Origin of the sequence: Caulobacter sp. 17J80-11, from assembly GCF_014349105.1 — a bacterium.
Taxonomy (GTDB): domain Bacteria; phylum Pseudomonadota; class Alphaproteobacteria; order Caulobacterales; family Caulobacteraceae; genus 17J80-11.
The window spans coordinates 87,061-100,224 of sequence record NZ_JACSJI010000004.1 but is presented as its reverse complement, the minus strand read 5'-3'; the positions used below and the strand labels follow the sequence as shown (position 1 = coordinate 100,224).

Sequence of the window (13,164 nt, the reverse complement as noted above, 5' to 3'; positions counted from 1 at the left end):
GTCCACCGGCGCCGTTGGCGCGGCAAATCAGCTCAAGCGGGCTAGTGCGACACGTCCATGCCCAGCGTCGGGCCCAGGCCGTGGCCCTCGGTCAGGCCGTGGCGCTCGGGCGGCTCGCTCGCGGCCCTGAGCGCGTCCAGCCGCTTTCGGACCTGGTCGGCCATGGCCGGCGGCGGCGCCTCCGGCTCGGCGGTGTACTGGCTCTCCAGCTCCTGGACCCGCGCCATCCGTTCGGCGAAGTCCCGGTCCTCGCCGGAGCCGGGCGCCGGGGGATGGTCGAGATAGTCCAGCACGGCCTGCAGGTCGGCCTCGTAGGCCTGACGTTCTTCCAGGTTCATCATGCCCGCGAAACGGGGGACGGCGCGGAGCGTTCCCCCCGTTCCGCTTCTGAAGTCTCAGCTCTTGAAGAAGGCCAGCAGGTCCGCGTTGATGACGTCGGCGTGCGTGGTGGCCATGCCGTGCGGGAAGCCGTCGTAGCTCTTCAGCGTGCCGTTCTTCAGCAGCTTGGCCGACAGCGGCCCGGCGTCGGCGTAGGGCACGATCTGGTCGTCGGTGCCGTGCATGACCAGGGCCGGCTGGTCGATCGACTTCAGGTCGTCGGTGAAGTCGGTCTCGGAGAAGGCCTTGATGCAGTCGTAGTGGGCCTTCAGCCCGCCCATCATCCCCTGGCGCCACCAGTTGTCGATCACGCCCTGGATCGGCTTCGCGCCGGGGCGGTTGAAGCCGTAGAACGGCCCGGCCGGGATATCGACGTAGAGCTGGGCGCGGTTGGCCGCCAGCGCCGAGCGGTAGCCGTCGAACGCCTCGATCGGGGTGCCGCCGGGGTTCTTGTCGGACTTGACCATCACGGGCGGCACCGCGCCGATCAGCACCAGCTTGGCCGCCCTGCCCCCGCCGCCGTGCCTGGCGACATAGCGGGTCGCCTCGCCGCCGCCGGTCGAGTGGCCGACGTGATAGGCGCCCTTGATCCCCAGGTGGTCGACCACCGCCGCGACGTCGGCGGCGTAGGTGTCCATCTCGTTACCGTCGAAGGTCTGGGTCGAGCGGCCGTGGCCGCGCCGGTCGTGGGCGATCACCCTGAAGCCCTGGTTCAGGAAGAACATCATCTGGGCGTCCCAGTCGTCGCCACTCAGCGGCCAGCCGTGGTGGAAGACGATCGGCTGTCCCTGCCCCATGTCGTTGTAATAGATCTGCGCGCCGTCCTTGGCGGTGGCGAAGCCCGTGCTCATGGTCCTGCTCCTGGAAATTCCGGCTCGGGGCGAACCGGCGGCGCAGGCGCTTCGATCCTTGCGGGGATTCCGGAGGCGGCTCTCAGGCCGCCGGCCTATGCAACATTGCAGACGAAAGCGCCGGGCGCGGCGTGTAAGCTGGCGCTGATCGCAACCGCCCTTCGAAGCCGCCCATGTCCCGACAGCCGCTCCGTGCCGCCGCCCTGCTCGCCGCCATGCTGGCCCTCGGTCCGGCCGCGTGGGCGCAGGCCCCGACGCCCTACGACACGGCGCGCTGGGGCCTGGTGCGCCTCTACGAGCCGGTCCCCGGGCCGCAGCGGGGCGTGGACGCCTGGATCCTGATCGGCGACGTCGAAAAGGCGCAGGCCGACAAGCGCCCGTTGAAGACCGCGCACGTCCTGACGTTCGGACGCGGCGAGCGCGCCGGCCAACGGGCGGTCGCGACCGTCCGCTACGACTGCCGCAACGGCCGCGCCCGTCCGATCGGGACCGAGCGCTTCCGGTCCGGCGCCCCGCCCGTTCAGGAAAAGGGCCGGGCCGGCTTCGAGCCGATCATCCCGCACACGGTCGACGGCGCCGCCTACGACCTCGTCTGCGGCGACCATCCCTACGAAGGCCTGGCGGTGGACGGCGTCGAGGCGGCCCACGCGGCCGAAGTCGCCGCCGACGCCGCCTTCGAGGCGGCCTACGGCGACCCGGTCGCGCTGAGCGCGGCCTGCGACAAGAACCTGCTCGCCGACGGAGATTTTTCGAGGGCCGGCGCGCCCGGCCCTCTGCCCCCGGCCCAGATCCCCGGCTGGTCGCTGACCGGCGGGACCGCGCGGCTGGTCGAGTTCAACGGGAACAAGATCGTCGCCTTTTCCGGCGCCTCGCCGGGCGCGCGCCTGACCCAGTCCGGGCTGGCGCTGGCGCCGGGCGACTACTGGGTGGCCGCGGACGTGGCGGGCGAAGGCGCGCCGGCGAAGCTGAAGGTGTCGATCGGCCGGGGCGACCAGATCCAGGCCGAGCGCCAGACGGACACCGTCGCCCAGGACCGTTACCCCCTGAAGCTCCACCTGACTGAGCCGGCCGACACGCTGAGCCTGCAGGCGGTGGCGGACAAGCCGGGCGAGACCGGCGAACTGTTCTGGCTTTACCAGGTGTGCCTGGGGCCGGCCCGGCACTGAGACCCGCGCCTAGGCCGCCACGACTTCCGCTGTGCTGTACGGCGTGTGCAGGCGCCAGCCGAGCGCCTCGTACAGCCACCGGCCCTCGGCGGTGGCGACCAGCACGCCCTGGGCCGCGCCGCGCGCGTCCGCCTCGGCCCGCAGCGCCGCCATCACCGCCCGCCCGCAGCCGCGCCGCCGGTGGGCCTGCTGCGTGACGATGCGGTCGTAGATCGCCCGTCCGTCGGCCACGACCATCCGGCCGATAGCGGCTTCCGTCCCGTCCGGCGCGCGCAGGCGAACCACCGCGACCGGCCCCTCCTGCGCCTGCTCCAGCGCATAGCCGTCGGGCGCGACGCCCGCTCCGGTCTGCGGACCGTCGCAGCTCATGAAGAAGCCAGGCGGCCGCACCGACCAGCCCGGCGGCAGCACCGCGGCCACCGCCTCGGGCGCCGCGCAGGCCTTCAGCAGCACGAAGGGCCGGTCGATCTCCGCAGCCAGGCCCGCCAGACGCTCCGACAGGCCCGCGAAGACGTAGCGCGCCTGCTGGTCCGGCCAGCCGACGTCCACCCGCCAGCCGTCGGCCTCGGCGACCGGCGCGGGCGTGCCGCGCGCCAGGGCCCAGCCCTTCACCCAGGCGGCGACGAGATCGGGATCGACGCTCATGGCCCGAACCGGCCTAGCCGGCCGTCCAGCCGCCGTCGACCATGACCGCGCTGCCGGTCATCAGGCTGGAGGCGTCGGACGCCAGCAGCAGCAGCGGCCCGCTCAGCTCGTCCATCTGGCCCAGCCGGCCGAACTTGATGCGGCTGAGCACGTGCTCGCGGGTGCCGGGCGTGTCCAGGATCGGGCGGGTCAGGGCGGTCTCGATGAAGGTCGGGCAGATGGTGTTCACCCGGACGCCATGCGGGGCCAGGTCGATGGCCATGCACTTGGTCAGGCCCTCCAGCGCGAACTTCGAGGCGCTGTAGAGCGAACGGCCAGGGCCGCCGACGTGGCCCATCTGCGAGGAGACGTTGATGATCGAGCCGGGCTTGCCGGCCGCCAGCAGGCCCTTGGCCACCGCTTGGGCCACGAACAGGGCGGCCTTCAGGTTCAGGTCCAGCACCGCGTCGAAGTCCTCCTCGGTCACCTCGGTGATCGGGCGGATGCGGTTGGCGCCGGCGTTGTTGAGCAGGATGTCGAACGGCCCGCGCGCCTCGATCTCGCGGCGCACGGCGGCGATGTCGGTGACGTCGAGCGTGAAGGCGTCGGCCTGGAAGCCGGCGTCGCGGATATCCTGGGCCAGGGCCTCGACCTCGGCTGAGGTGCGCGCGCAAAGGCTCACCGCCGCCCCGGCCTGGGCGAAGACGGCGGCCGCGGCCGCGCCGATGCCGCGCCCCGCGCCGGTGATCAGGGCCTTCTTGCCGTCGAGCCGATAGGACGGAAGCGGGTGAGCGAGGGTCATGGTCCGACCGTAGGGCGGTTCGCGCGATTAGCCACCCCTCTCCCGGTCGGGAGAGGGAGGGGCCCGCGCGGCGTCAGCCGCGTGGGAGGGTGAGGGTCACGGGAGCGTGCAGGACCTGGCGCCAAGGCCGCGTCCGTCCGTAACCCCTCCTCCTCCCGCGCGGGCAGTCCTTCTCCCGCCGGGAGAAGGAAGCGCCTCTACTGCTTGGCTTCGGGCCGGCGGGTGAACTCCATGCGCACCAGCACCACTTCCTTGCCGGTGCGCGGGCCGACCTGGGCGATCTCGAAGGTGCGCTTGTCGCCCATGAACACCTCGGTCATGCGCATCGGCAGCACGGTGCCGTCGGGGCCGACCATGTCGTTGCGCCAGTGCATGGTCTTGGTCTTGGCGTCCCAGTAGCCGACGTCCTGGCGCATGCGGTGGGCGTTGTTGTCGACCCAGACGCCGATGTAGCGCTTGGTGGCGGCGTCCCAGCCCCACGTGCCGGTGCCCTCGTAAGGCGTGCCCTCGACGTGGAACTCGTTCAGCATCCACATGCCGTCCGAGCGCAGCCGGTTGACCTGCACGCCCTTGGCCAGGGTCGGCGGCACGTCGTCCTTGCCGCTCGGGAAGGTGATCTGGGCGTCCCAGACGCCGGCTTCCAGCGCCAGCGGCTCCAGCTCGGGCTTGGGATCGGCGGCCAGGGCGGCCCCGGCGGCGGTCAGCGCCAGCACGCTCGACAGGCAGAACACGCGCAACATCGTCAGTACCCCCTCCAGGTTCAGCGAGCGCGACGCTCCCCGGCCGGCCCGCGCCGCGCCAGCGCGCTTGCGACGAAAGCCGTCGCCGCAGCGACCGGCCTGTCCGCCAGCTAGCGCCCGCCCAAGCCGGCCGCCTCCCTCGTTTAGGGGAGACGTCCCCTCTCCCGGTCGGGAGAGGGAGGGGCCCGCGCCGCGCAGCGGCGTGGGAGGGTGAGGGACACGGGAGCATGCAGAACTGGCTCCAAGGCCGCCCCCGTCCGTAACCCCTCATCCTCCCGCGCTGACCTGCGCGCGTGCCGCGCTCCGGTGCGCGGGCTCCGTCCTTCTCCCGCCGGGAGAAGGGATTAGCGGAACGCGCCCGCCTGCTTGCCGGCCTTCGCCTTGGCGCTCATCAGGCGGGCCTTTTAGCGCAACAGATTGTGCAAGGCGTTCAGATGCCGGTCGAATTCAGTGTTGAGCCGAATGCGTTCCGCTCCATCCTCACGCCAGATGCCGAAATCGGTCAGCCCGCGCGGGTTCACGAACAAGGCTCGCCAGGCCCGCGCCGCCGCCTCGACACGACCTGATGCGTCCCGAGCATTGTCGATAATCTCGGCCAGCACGCCCTCGACACACCGCGCGAGATTGCGCTGACGCTCTCGCAGGAGCGTCTCCCAGACCACGCGCAGGTGGGCCTCGATCTGAGCTGCGTCGCCTGCTTCATTCATTCGGCGGCCGCCCCCGCTCAGTCCCAGCGCTCGACGTCGTCCCCCAGGACCGCCGTCCACGGATGCCGGCGCGTCTCGTAGACGGACACCGTCGGCGCCGGGAACGACGGGTCCGCGAAGGCGCCGACCGGGACGGCCGTCATGCCGGGCATCCCCTCGCCGGCGAAGGCCACGGTCGAACCGCAGACCGGGCAGAACCGGAAGGTCGCCCGGGCCCCGCTGTCGCCGGCCGCCTCGAAGGTCTTCCACTCGCCGTCCAGCGTCACCTGCGCGTCCGGCCAGCGCGCCTGGGCGGAGAAAGGGCCGCCGGTGCGCTGCTGACACGCCAGGCAATGGCAGACGGAGATGCGCACGGGCTCGCCGACGCAACGGATCTTCAGCTGGCCACAGCGGCAGGAGGCGGTTCGCATAACGTCAGTATGGCTGGGCCGGATCGACAGGCCAACAGGGGCTCACGAGATCCAGCCCTCGACCTCCTTCACCTTGCACGGCTTGTTGCCCTTGGCCGGGCAGGTGGCCAGGAAGCTGCCGCCGACCCAGCCGGCCGACCACACGACGTAGTGGCGACGGCCGTCCAGCGAGGACAGCACCTCGGTCACCTGCGGCGGGAAGAACGGCGCGCCGCCGGTCGGCAGGGCCGCAGCCTGCTCGGGCGTGTAGACCATCAGCCGGAACGGCAGGTCGAGGCCGGCGAACACCGAGGGGGCCGGGGCGACCAGGAACACCGTGTTCATGCGCGGCGCCTGCGGCCCGCCCCCGGCGACGCCCGCCAGCGGGTTGTCGTCCTCGTCGGCGCCCCCGCGTGGGGCGACCATGATCGCCCCGGCGTCGTGGTGAAACACCGCCTTGACTACCGCCGCGGCCAGGCCGTCGCCCCCCGGACCGGCCGGCTTGCGCGCCACCGCCGGGATCGGGTCGGCCCCGTCCTTCAGCCCGTCGCCGTCGCTGTCGGGGTTCGCCGGGTCCAGGCCCAGGCGCCGCTCGGCCGCGTCGGTCAGGCCGTCGGCGTCGCCGTCGCGCTCCAGCTCCGCGAGACTGGCCTCCAGAACCACGCCCTCCTCGTGGCGCTTGATGGTCAGGCCCACCGGCGGAAAACTGATGGAGGCGGGGTCGATCTCGCGCACGTTCACTTCGATCCGCACCCGGTCACCCTCGAGCAGGGGAACGGCCGAGCCGGGGGTGACCACGTAGGGGAAGCTCTGCTGGAGGCCGAGATAGACCGGCGGCTTCCACGCGCCGTTCTCCGTACGCGCCAGCCACATGCCGAAAGCCGGGATCTCGCCCGGCAGGTCGTAATCGGACGAGGCGAACAGCACCGCCTGCTCCGACCCGGTCCGCTCGTAGCGGCCGACGGTCTCGAGCGGCACGGGCAGTTTCAGGTCCTTAGGCAACTCCGGCGCGTCCTTCTCGCCCCATGCGCCGACGCCGTCGGGCAGGCGCGTCTCGCGCCAGGTGAAGGCCCGCTCCGGCGAGCCCAGCCGGGACTGGATTCGGCTGGCCGGCGCGCCCGCCTTCGCCCAGGCCGCGTCGATGCGCGCGGCCCAGCGCAGACGCAGCGCCTTGGTATCGGCGTCCAACAGGGCGTCCATGACGTTCAGCTCCGCCGGGTCGGTCTCCCAGCGGCCATAGGGGCCGTCGCGGGTCAGGAACCGCACCATGCCGGCGTAGCCCGCCTTCTCCAGCCGCGCGGCGACCAGCCTGCGCACCGCCGGGGTGTCGAGGCTGAACAGCCAGCCGCGCGGGACCTCGTGCCGCTCTAGCTTGCCATCGGCCTTTCCGCCTTCGATGAAGGGAGTGAACAGGTCGGCGTCGGCCAGGGTCGGGGTCATCGCTTCGGTCAGGGCCGACAGGCGCTGGCGCTGCGCATAGCTGCGCGGGCCGGCGAAGGTCTTGGCGCGGGCCAGCACGGCACGCGCCTCGTCGGTCCGGCCGGCCGCCCACAGGGCCGCGGCTAGGTCGTCGGCGAGGCGGTAGCTCGCGTCCGACGCCTGCTCGCAGGGGCGCGGCTCGACCTTGCCGCAAACGGCCGCGGCCAGCGGCAGACGCGCCCGCACTGCCTCCGGATAGGCCGTCCAAAGGGCGACCGCGTCGTCGGACAGGCCCAGCGCCAAGGTGCGCAGCAGGCGCGCCTGGGCGTAGGCCGCCTGCACCTCGACCGAGGCCCCGCCCGCCAGGGCCCGCGCCTCGGCGTTCTCCAGCACCGCCTCCTGCCAGCCGCCCCACTTCTCCGGCCCGCCGCTGACGTCCAGCGGAACCCGCCAAAGCGCCTCCACCGTGGTCGGCGCGGTCGGCGCCCGAAGCGCCAGCGCGCCAAGTACGATCGGGTCCTCGGCGTAATCGAACAACGCCGCCAGCGTCTCGCCTCCGCGGGGGTGTCGCTGCGCCAGCTCCACAAAGGCCGCCGTCTGGCTACCCTCGCGCGTCCCCACGCTGAACCCCGCGATCCTGAGCAGTTCGCCCGTCGGCTCGGCCAGGGCCACCCGTTCGACGAGGTCCCGCACGGCTAAGCCCGGAGCCAAGGCGCACCCCGTCTCCGGCGCCTCGCACCCCGCATCGCGGGCGATCACGACCGCCATGATCATCTCGGCGTAGGCCTCCGCCGTCTCCACCGGCACGCCGATCTCGCCCGCGAACACGGCCAGCGCCTGCTGACGGTCGGCGTGGGCTAGCCCCGCCCGGTAGAGCCGCGTCTCCCAGGTGACCGGATCGTCCTTGTCGTGCTGTTCCTCGTAGCTGTCCTTGAGAAACCCCGTCCACTGCGCCTCAGTCGGTGGCGCGGCCAAGGCGGGAGCGGCGGACAGCAGGGCCGCGCCGGCGGCGGCGGCGAGCAACAGGACGCGCATGACGAACACTCTCGACGGTGGGCGACGGCGCCCATTACCGCCAAGGTTGCATGGCGGCGACCGACTCGACAATCGACGTTCGCCAACCGTCGGGCGGCCGACGCTCCGCCCCCCACCTTACAGAACCTTCACTTCCCGCTAGCAGCGCCCGCTACTAGCGTCGCCGCCCATGAGTCCCGAAGAGAGCCTGTCCGCGCTCGGCTTCACCGATACGGAAGCCCTGGTCTATTGCGAGCTGCTGCGCGCCGGCGCGGCCACCGGCTATCGGCTGGCCCAGGCCATCGGCAAGGCGCAGGCCAACACCTACAAGGCGCTGTCCACCCTGGTGCAGAAGGGCGCGGTGCTGGCCGACGAGGGCGAGCCGAAGAGCTTCCGCGCCCTGCCCCCGGCCGAGCTGGTGGGCGCCCTGCAGAAGGGCTTCAGCGACCGCGCGAAGTCCGCCCAGGCGGCGCTGGAGAGCCTGGGCGCGCCGGCGCCCGAGGACCGCATCTACCAGCTGCGCAATGCCGCCCAGGTCTATGAGCGCGCCCGCGCCATGATCGCCGGCGCGCGCGAGGTGGTGCTGTTCGACCTGTTCCCCGGCCCGTTCGCCGAGCTGGCCCCGGCGCTGGCGCAGGCGCACGCGCGCGGCGTGACCGTGGCAGGCGTCTGGTATCAGGCGGCCGAGCCCGCCCCGCCGTTCGAGGTCAGCCGCTCCAGGACCTCCGACCTGGTGATCCAGCGCTGGCCGGGCGAGCAGCTGACCGTGGTCGCGGACTCGCGCGAATACCTGGTCTCGCTGCTGAGCCAGGGCGCGGTGCGCCACGCCATCTGGTCCGACAGCCTCTACCTGTCGTGCCTGCAGCACTACGCCCTGGCCGCCGAGGTGCGCCTGCACGCCCTGGCCAAGGACGAGCCGGCCTTCCTGCCCGAGATGACCCTGGCCGGGCGCCTGCCGCCGGGCCTGCGCGAGTTGCTGTGCGTTGAGGAATGACCATGGGCCGGTCGGAGCAAAGTCGGAAACCCGCCGCTTGAAACTGCGCCGCTGACAGCTTTCATCCGGCCGGCTCCGCAGGCCGAGCGACAACAAACAGGCCGAACGGCCCCGAGGAGACGAAGGAAGACGCGATGACCACCTGGAAACGCCTGCTGGGGGCCGCCTCGGCCGCCGCTTTGCTGGCCGGCGCCCTGCCGACCGGCGTCATGGCCGCCGCCCCCGCCCCGGCTTCGCAGCCGGCCGGCAAGCCGGAGTTCGGGACCTTCGGCTTCGACACGACCGGCATGGACCGGGCGGTGAAGCCGGGCGACGACTTCTACAAGTTCGCCAACGGCGCCTGGATGGAGCGCACCCAGATCCCCGCCGACCGGTCGAACTGGACCACCTTCGGCGTGCTGACCGAGAAGGCCGCCGGACGCACCCGCAAGATCATCCAGGACGCCGCCGCCAACCCGGCCGGCGACGCCGACACCAAGAAAATCGGCGACTACTACGCCAGCTTCATGGACGAGGCGCAGATCGAGGCGAAGGGCCTGACGCCGCTTCAGCCGCAGCTGGCCGAGCTGGCCGCGATCAAGGACAAGACCGCGCTCTCCAAGGCGCTGGGCAAGAGCCTGCGCGCCGACGTCGACCCGCTGAACGCGTCCAACACCTACACCGACCGGCTGTTCGGCGTCTGGATCGGCGAGGACTTCGACCAGCCCACCCGCTACGCCGCCTATCTGATGCAGGGCGGCCTGGGCATGCCCGACCGCGACTACTACCTGGACCAGAGCCCGAAGTTCGCGGAGCTGCGCGCCAAGTACCAGGCCCACGTCGCCGCCCAGCTGAAGAACGCCGGGATCGCCGACGCCGACGCCAAGGCCGCGCGCATCCTGGCGCTGGAGACCGAGATCGCGAAGGTCCACGCCAGCCAGGTCGACACCAACGACGTCACCAAGGCGAACAACACCTGGACCCGGGCCGACTTCAAGGCCAAGGCCCCGGGCATCGACTGGGACGCCTGGTTCGCGGCCGCGGGCCTTTCCGACCAGCAGACCATGAAGGTCTGGCACCCGGCGCCCACCACCGGCATCGCCGCCCTGGTCGGCTCCCAGCCGCTGGAGACCTGGAAGGACTATCTGACCTTCCACGCCATCGCTCGGGCCGCGCCCTACCTGCCCAAGAAATTCGCCGACGAGGCCTTCGCCTTCAACGGCACCGCCCTGTCCGGCACGCCCCAGCAGCAGGAGCGCTGGAAGCGCGCGGTCAACCAGACCAACAGCGCGCTGGGCGAAGCGGTCGGCAAACTCTACGTGAAGGAATACTTCCCGCCGCAGGCCAAGGCCGAGGCCGAGGCGATGGTGGCCAACATCATCAAGGCCTTCGGCACGCGCATCGACAACCTCGACTGGATGTCGCCGCAGACCAAGGCCAAGGCCAAGGAGAAGCTGGGCACGCTGACCGTGGGCGTCGGCTATCCGGACAAGTGGCGCGACTATTCGGGGCTGGAGGTCGTGCGCGGCGACGCGCTCGGCAACGCCCAGCGCGCGGGCCTGTTCGAGTACGCCTACCAGCTGCAGAAGCTGCACGGCCCGGTCGACCGCAACGCCTGGCACCTGCTGCCGCAGGAGGTCAACGCGCTGAACTCGCCGCTGCAGAACTCCATCGTCTTCCCGGCCGCCATCCTGGAGCCGCCGTTCTTCGACGCCCACGCCGACGCGGCGGTGAACTACGGCGCCATCGGCGGCGTGATCGGCCACGAGATCAGCCACAGCTTCGACAACCTGGGCGCGCTGTTCGACGCCCAGGGCGGCCTGCACAACTGGTGGACCGAGGCCGACTTCAAACGCTTCGACGCCGCCGGCGACGCGCTCGCGGCCCAGTACGACGGCTACCGCCCCCTGCCCGACCAGGCGGTCAACGGCCGCCTGACCCTGGGCGAGAACATCGCCGACGTGGCCGGCCTGTCGGCCGCCTACGACGCCTACCGCCTGTCGCTGGGCGGCCAGGAGGCGCCGGTGATCGACGGCTTCACCGGCGACCAGCGGTTCTTCCTGGGCTGGGCCCAGAACTACCGCTCCAAGTACCGCGAGGCGGCGCTGCGCCGGCTGCTGCTGACCAACGTGCACGCCCCGGGCGAGACCCGCGCCGACACGGTGCGCAACCTCGACGCCTGGTACGGCGCCTTCGACGTGAAGCCGGGCGAGACGCTGTATCTGGCCCCTGACGAGCGGGTGAGGGTCTGGTGATGGAGCAGCCGGCGACCGCCGACCTGTGCGACGAACACGGCGACGCCGTGGAGATCTGCGCCGCGCCCTTCCGCGATTTCGGCGGGCGAAAGCGCTTCCACGGCGTCATCCGCACCGTGCTCTGCCAGGACGACAACGGCCTGGCCCGCGCCCTGCTCTCCGGGCAGGGCGCGGGCTGCGTGCTGGTGGTGGACGCCGGCGGCTCGCAGCGCTTCGCGCTGCTGGGCGACCAGATGGCCCAGCTGGCGATCGAGAACGGCTGGGCCGGAGTGGTGATCTACGGGGCGGTGCGCGACACCGCCGCCCTGGCCGGCATGGACATCGGCGTGAAGGCCCTGGGCGCCGTGCCCCGCCGCGGCAGCCGCCTGGGTGCGGGCGAAATGAACGTGCCGGTGAGCTTCTGCGGCGCCACCTTCACACCGGGGTGGACCCTGTACAGCGACGAGGACGGGGTCGTGGCCGTCGCGCCGTAACAGTCTACCGGTCCTTCACCGGCTTCTCGATCTCGTAGACCGCTTCGACCACCTGCTCCCACTTGTCCCGGAACAGGGCCTGCGCGTCGTGCAGGCCCTGGTTGTAGAAGTGCGGGCCCAGCTCCTCGGCCAGGAAGTCCAGCATCAGGCCGGCCGCCAGCCCGCCGACCTCGACGTCCAGCTCGCGCGCCAGATAGGCGCTGAGCTTGCGGGTCAGCAGCGCGCGCTGGGCGGGGTCGAACTCGATCCTGGACATCCATGCCCTCCCGGGAACCGGCGGAAGCTCGACGCGCTCATGCACGAAGCGGAGGCGAGACGCCATGGCCGAGAAGCAGAGCTACGAGGGCGGCTGCCATTGCGGCAACGTCCGCTACAAGGCCGAGGCGGACCTGGGCACGGTGATCGAGTGCAACTGCTCGCACTGCGGCCGCAAGGGCCTGCTGCTGAACTTCATCCCAGCTGAGGACTTCGACCTTCACAAGGGCGCCGAGGCCCTTAAGGACTACCGCTTCAACACCCACCGCATCGAACACCTGTTCTGCGACACCTGCGGAGTGGAGTCCTTCGCCCGCGGCAAGCACAAGGACGGCTCCGACATGGTGGCGCTGAACGTCCGCTGCCTGGACGGGGTGGATCCCGGCGACCTGGAGCTGACCCCGTTCGACGGACGGAGCAAGTGAGGCGCGGCCCCCTCATCGTCACCCTCGGGCTTGTCCCGAGGGCCCAGCGTTCAGCTCGCACTCTGTCCTGACGCCTTTGCGAACCGGCGCCCTGGGCCCTCGGGACAAGCCCGAGGGTGACGATCCTGGGGATGCGTAGCGCACGTCGTCCTTCGCGCGCCCCCGAACGTTCCCCCTTCCGATGACCGGCGACGCCCACCAGGACGAATACGCCCGCGCGCTGGCCGTGCTCGAGCAGGAGAGCCCGCGCGGACGGCTGCTGGTGGCCTGCAGCCTCCTGGACGAGGTGCTGCGCCGGCTGCTGCTGGCCTACTTCCTCCAGGGCGACACCGCCCGCGAACTGGTCGAGGAGCATGGCGCGCCGCTCAGCTCCTACGCCGCGCGGGCGCGCGCCGCCTACGTGCTGGGGCTGATCAGCAAGGCGGAGCTGCAGGACGTGCTGGCGCTGGGCGACCTGCGCAACATCTTCGCCCACCAGGTCGAGGTCGACTACGAGCACCCGGAGGTGCGCGCCTTCGCGCCGCGCCTGCGCCGCGCCGCCGGCCTGACCCCGCGCGACCGGCGCGAACCGGCCGAGGTGGTCGAACTGGCCTGCGTGCGGCTGGTCGCCCGGATGATCGACCGCCCCGACCAGATCGTCCGGGTACGGCCTGTCCGGGAATCTCCCGACAGCCCCTGAACCGCACCGCTTCG

The 13,164-nt window shown here is 71.7% G+C and carries 15 protein-coding genes; 6 read left to right on the top strand and 9 right to left on the bottom strand.

Features of this window, described 5'->3' with window-relative positions:
* Positions 1-41: 41 nt before the first annotated feature.
* The gene (locus H8B08_RS05960; RefSeq protein WP_187449288.1) at positions 42-338 is read right to left on the bottom strand and encodes a hypothetical protein; all 297 of its coding nucleotides are present in this window, start codon (positions 336-338) and stop codon (positions 42-44) included.
* 57 nt (positions 339-395) lie between these two features.
* Positions 396-1,229: an alpha/beta fold hydrolase gene (locus H8B08_RS05955; RefSeq protein WP_187449287.1), complete on the bottom strand. Its 834-nt coding sequence runs from the start codon at positions 1,227-1,229 to the stop codon at positions 396-398.
* Positions 1,230-1,402: 173 nt separating this feature from the next.
* Between H8B08_RS05955 and H8B08_RS05950 the strand changes: the two genes are divergently transcribed.
* Positions 1,403-2,395, top strand: a complete 993-nt coding sequence (locus H8B08_RS05950; RefSeq protein ID WP_187449286.1) for a hypothetical protein — start codon at positions 1,403-1,405, stop codon at positions 2,393-2,395.
* A gap of 9 nt (positions 2,396-2,404) precedes the next feature.
* Here the strand turns inward: H8B08_RS05950 and H8B08_RS05945 are convergent, their stop codons facing one another.
* The 6 genes from H8B08_RS05945 to H8B08_RS05920 form a co-directional block, all read right to left on the bottom strand.
* Positions 2,405-3,040 (bottom strand): GNAT family N-acetyltransferase, encoded by a 636-nt coding sequence (locus H8B08_RS05945; RefSeq protein WP_187449285.1) that lies wholly within the window; start codon positions 3,038-3,040, stop codon positions 2,405-2,407.
* A gap of 13 nt (positions 3,041-3,053) precedes the next feature.
* Complete coding sequence (locus H8B08_RS05940) at positions 3,054-3,821, bottom strand: SDR family NAD(P)-dependent oxidoreductase (RefSeq protein ID WP_187449284.1); 768 nt, start codon at positions 3,819-3,821, stop codon at positions 3,054-3,056.
* A 197-nt stretch (positions 3,822-4,018) separates the two neighbouring features.
* Entirely contained in the window at positions 4,019-4,561 is a 543-nt protein-coding gene (locus tag H8B08_RS05935) for a DUF1579 family protein (protein WP_187449283.1), read from the bottom strand.
* Between the two features lie 404 nt (positions 4,562-4,965).
* Entirely contained in the window at positions 4,966-5,268 is a 303-nt protein-coding gene (locus tag H8B08_RS05930; RefSeq protein WP_187449282.1) for a hypothetical protein, read from the bottom strand.
* Between the two features lie 17 nt (positions 5,269-5,285).
* Positions 5,286-5,621: a GFA family protein gene (locus H8B08_RS05925; protein ID WP_370545409.1), complete on the bottom strand. Its 336-nt coding sequence runs from the start codon at positions 5,619-5,621 to the stop codon at positions 5,286-5,288.
* Between the two features lie 99 nt (positions 5,622-5,720).
* Complete coding sequence (locus tag H8B08_RS05920; RefSeq protein WP_187449280.1) at positions 5,721-8,111, bottom strand: hypothetical protein; 2,391 nt, start codon at positions 8,109-8,111, stop codon at positions 5,721-5,723.
* Between the two features lie 169 nt (positions 8,112-8,280).
* Between H8B08_RS05920 and H8B08_RS05915 the strand changes: the two genes are divergently transcribed.
* The 3 genes from H8B08_RS05915 (at position 8,281) to rraA (ending at position 11,791) form a co-directional block, all read left to right on the top strand.
* A complete protein-coding gene (locus tag H8B08_RS05915; protein ID WP_187449279.1) occupies positions 8,281-9,084 on the top strand; it encodes a TrmB family transcriptional regulator in 804 nt (267 codons plus the stop codon).
* Positions 9,085-9,218: 134 nt separating this feature from the next.
* Positions 9,219-11,318 carry a M13 family metallopeptidase gene (locus tag H8B08_RS05910; protein ID WP_187449278.1) on the top strand — a complete coding sequence of 700 codons (2,100 nt, stop codon included), beginning with the start codon at positions 9,219-9,221 and terminating at the stop codon, positions 11,316-11,318.
* Positions 11,318-11,791, top strand: coding sequence for a ribonuclease E activity regulator RraA (rraA, locus tag H8B08_RS05905; RefSeq protein ID WP_187449277.1), 474 nt, complete (start codon positions 11,318-11,320; stop codon positions 11,789-11,791). Before H8B08_RS05910 ends, rraA begins: the two co-directional genes overlap by 1 nt.
* Before the next feature lie 4 nt (positions 11,792-11,795).
* Here rraA and H8B08_RS05900 read toward each other — a convergent pair whose 3' ends face one another.
* The gene (locus H8B08_RS05900; protein ID WP_187449276.1) at positions 11,796-12,047 is read right to left on the bottom strand and encodes a DUF2164 domain-containing protein; all 252 of its coding nucleotides are present in this window, start codon (positions 12,045-12,047) and stop codon (positions 11,796-11,798) included.
* Positions 12,048-12,111: 64 nt separating this feature from the next.
* Here H8B08_RS05900 and H8B08_RS05895 point away from each other — a divergent pair, with 64 nt between their 5' ends.
* Positions 12,112-12,471 (top strand): GFA family protein, encoded by a 360-nt coding sequence (locus H8B08_RS05895; protein ID WP_187449275.1) that lies wholly within the window; start codon positions 12,112-12,114, stop codon positions 12,469-12,471.
* 181 nt (positions 12,472-12,652) lie between these two features.
* A complete protein-coding gene (locus H8B08_RS05890; RefSeq protein WP_187449274.1) occupies positions 12,653-13,150 on the top strand; it encodes an MltR family transcriptional regulator in 498 nt (165 codons plus the stop codon).
* Positions 13,151-13,164: the final 14 nt, after the last annotated feature.

Excerpts from the sequence above, each read along its gene's own strand:
- H8B08_RS05895 (WP_187449275.1), top strand. The coding sequence starts at position 12,112 with ATGGCCGAGAAGCAGAGCTACGAGGGCGGCTGCCATTGCGGCAACGTC.
- H8B08_RS05915 (WP_187449279.1), top strand. The coding sequence starts at position 8,281 with ATGAGTCCCGAAGAGAGCCTGTCCGCGCTCGGCTTCACCGATACGGAA.
- H8B08_RS05890 (WP_187449274.1), top strand. The coding sequence starts at position 12,653 with ATGACCGGCGACGCCCACCAGGACGAATACGCCCGCGCGCTGGCCGTG.
- H8B08_RS05910 (WP_187449278.1), top strand. The coding sequence starts at position 9,219 with ATGACCACCTGGAAACGCCTGCTGGGGGCCGCCTCGGCCGCCGCTTTG.
- H8B08_RS05945 (WP_187449285.1), bottom strand. The coding sequence starts at position 3,040 with ATGAGCGTCGATCCCGATCTCGTCGCCGCCTGGGTGAAGGGCTGGGCC.
- H8B08_RS05940 (WP_187449284.1), bottom strand. The coding sequence starts at position 3,821 with ATGACCCTCGCTCACCCGCTTCCGTCCTATCGGCTCGACGGCAAGAAG.
- rraA (WP_187449277.1), top strand. The coding sequence starts at position 11,318 with ATGGAGCAGCCGGCGACCGCCGACCTGTGCGACGAACACGGCGACGCC.
- H8B08_RS05935 (WP_187449283.1), bottom strand. The coding sequence starts at position 4,561 with ATGTTGCGCGTGTTCTGCCTGTCGAGCGTGCTGGCGCTGACCGCCGCC.
- H8B08_RS05960 (WP_187449288.1), bottom strand. The coding sequence starts at position 338 with ATGAACCTGGAAGAACGTCAGGCCTACGAGGCCGACCTGCAGGCCGTG.
- H8B08_RS05955 (WP_187449287.1), bottom strand. The coding sequence starts at position 1,229 with ATGAGCACGGGCTTCGCCACCGCCAAGGACGGCGCGCAGATCTATTAC.
- H8B08_RS05930 (WP_187449282.1), bottom strand. The coding sequence starts at position 5,268 with ATGAATGAAGCAGGCGACGCAGCTCAGATCGAGGCCCACCTGCGCGTG.
- H8B08_RS05900 (WP_187449276.1), bottom strand. The coding sequence starts at position 12,047 with ATGTCCAGGATCGAGTTCGACCCCGCCCAGCGCGCGCTGCTGACCCGC.
- H8B08_RS05950 (WP_187449286.1), top strand. The coding sequence starts at position 1,403 with ATGTCCCGACAGCCGCTCCGTGCCGCCGCCCTGCTCGCCGCCATGCTG.
- H8B08_RS05920 (WP_187449280.1), bottom strand. The coding sequence starts at position 8,111 with ATGCGCGTCCTGTTGCTCGCCGCCGCCGCCGGCGCGGCCCTGCTGTCC.